Annotated in this window: 2 tRNA genes and 2 rRNA genes; all 4 read right to left on the bottom strand. The window is 44.3% G+C overall.

What is annotated here, in order from left to right:
• Window positions 1-462 (bottom strand): 23S ribosomal RNA (locus tag ISG33_RS17010); the annotation flags it as partial.
• A gap of 577 nt (window positions 463-1,039) precedes the next feature.
• Window positions 1,040-1,115 (bottom strand) — tRNA-Ala (locus tag ISG33_RS17015).
• A 109-nt stretch (window positions 1,116-1,224) separates the two neighbouring features.
• Window positions 1,225-1,301 (bottom strand) — tRNA-Ile (locus tag ISG33_RS17020).
• A 101-nt stretch (window positions 1,302-1,402) separates the two neighbouring features.
• A 16S ribosomal RNA gene (locus ISG33_RS17025) occupies window positions 1,403-1,516 on the bottom strand; the annotation flags it as partial.

Below are 1,516 nucleotides of genomic sequence, written 5' to 3' on the forward strand. Positions count from 1 at the left end.
TTTTCGCCTTTCCCTCACGGTACTAGTTCACTATCGGTCAGTTAGGAGTATTTAGCCTTGGAGGATGGTCCCCCCATCTTCAGTCAAGATAACACGTGTCCCGACCTACTTAATATGGCAACTATGACGCTTCATGTACGGGGCTATCACCCTGTATCGCTGAGCTTTCCAACTCATTCCACTACTTCATAATTACTCGGCTGCTCCCCGTTCGCTCGCCGCTACTTGGGGAATCTCGGTTGATTTCTTTTCCTAAGGGTACTTAGATGTTTCAGTTCCCCTCGTTTGCCTCATTAAGCTATGTATTCACTTAATGATACCGCCGAAGCGGTGGGTTTCCCCATTCGGACATCTGTGGCTCAAATGCGTTTTGTCAACTCACCACAGCTTTTCGCAGACTTACACGTCCTTCATCGCCTCTAACTGCCTAGGCATCCACCGTATACGCTTAGTCACTTAACCATACAACCCAAAATAGCTTCGTTTTTGAATGTTATTTGTTACCTTTATCTCCTCACTCCTCAGTCACGTATTGTTCATACGCTCCTTCGTCGCTCGTCGAGTCGGCAACAACTACCCTCCAAATACTCGCTATTTACCTTTATTTTCTGACCCAGGTTAGAGTCGTACTTTGGGTAAATAGACCGCCGCTTGTTTCTTTTTGAATCCCGCCAAGGAAAAGAAACTTACCGCCACTTATGTCAGTCCCGCCAAGAGCCTTCATAAATGTATTTGTTCAACGTTCGCCTTTTTAATCGAACATTGTGGTGCACCTCAACCAAAAGGCTGTGTGCTTGTTGTATGCATGACAAGTTTTGCTAATCTAATAAAATGTCAGATAGAGTAGCTTCTTGAAAAAACCGCATCTTACGATGCTATTTTAATCAGTTACTCTTTCGTTAAATATTGATTACTAATTATCAGCTTTCCAAATTGTTAAAGAACATATTAAGTGCAAGCACTTAACATTAAGGTTTAAAAAACCTTAATGGATAAACACAGCATGCCTATTCATTAAGGTTGTTTCTGTCGATGTAAGTGGTGGAGCTAAGCAGGATCGAACTGCTGACCTCCTGCGTGCAAGGCAGGCGCTCTCCCAGCTGAGCTATAGCCCCTTACATCGTGAGTAAAAGCATCCTCGTTTTGGTGCGTAGACAAGGCGGTTGGTGACGATGTGTGCTAGCAGCACATGAGGTATCAACCAACGCAGTATACACGCCAAAATGGTAGGCTTGGGCAGACTTGAACTGCCGACCTCACCCTTATCAGGGGTGCGCTCTAACCAGCTGAGCTACAAGCCTATATTGCAGGCTTATATGTGCCTAACTACTTTTACTCTTTTCTTCTTTATATAAACAAGACTATCTGTGTGAACACTACATCAAGAACGCGCAACTAATAGTAAGGAGGTGATCCAACCCCAGGTTCCCCTAGGGTTACCTTGTTACGACTTCACCCCAGTCATGAAACACAAAGTGGTAATCGTCCTCCCGAAGGTTAGACTAACTACTTCTTT

This window comes from Marinibium conchae (assembly GCF_015595035.1).
In the GTDB taxonomy this organism is placed as follows: Bacteria; Pseudomonadota; Gammaproteobacteria; order Enterobacterales; family Alteromonadaceae; genus Glaciecola.